Origin of the sequence: Zoogloea sp., from assembly GCF_023150065.1 — a bacterium.
Classification (GTDB): Bacteria; Pseudomonadota; Gammaproteobacteria; order Burkholderiales; family Rhodocyclaceae; genus Zoogloea.
In genome coordinates this window covers 1-589 of sequence record NZ_JAKLLN010000170.1, presented here as the reverse complement: position 1 = coordinate 589, position 589 = coordinate 1, and the positions used below count along the sequence as shown (strand labels likewise).

General features: G+C 70.5%; 1 protein-coding gene. It reads left to right on the top strand.

Annotated elements, in window-relative coordinates; genetic code table 11:
- Window positions 1–558 (top strand): response regulator (locus tag L6Q67_RS24090; protein ID WP_296576218.1); only part of this gene is annotated, 558 nt, incomplete at its 5' end.
- Window positions 559–589: the final 31 nt, after the last annotated feature.

The window sequence follows — 589 nt, the reverse complement described above, 5'->3', positions numbered from 1 at the left end:
TGGATCACCCTGCGGGTTGGCGTGCTGCCCGGCGCAGGCGACAGCCACGCGACGGCCGACCCGAGCCCCGAGGAAGCCGAACGGCGGCTGCGCACCGAACACGGCCACCGCCGCCTGCTGCTGGTCGAAGACGACTGGGTGAACCAGGAGGTCAGCCTCGAGCTGCTCCGCACCGAGCTCGGCCTGCAGGTCGATCTCGCCCCCGACGGCGCCGAAGCCGTGCGGATGTCCACCGACACCGCCTACGACCTGATCCTGATGGACGTCCAGATGCCGATCATGGACGGCCTCACCGCCACGCGCACCATCCGCGCCCGCCCCGGCCCCTGCGCCCGGGCGCCGATCGTCGCGATGACCGCCAACACCTTCGACGAAGACCGCAAGGCCTGCTTTGATGCCGGCATGGACGACTTCATCCCCAAGCCCGCCAACCCGGATCAGCTCTTCATCACCCTGCTGCGCTGGCTCGAACACCCCGCCCCCGCCGCCTATCCGGCCACGGCGTCCCACAGCAGCTTGAGTCCCGACAGCCCCAGCGCCGCCGTCGCCAACAGGTAGAAAGGCCGCTCGGGGATGTGCTGGAGCAGGC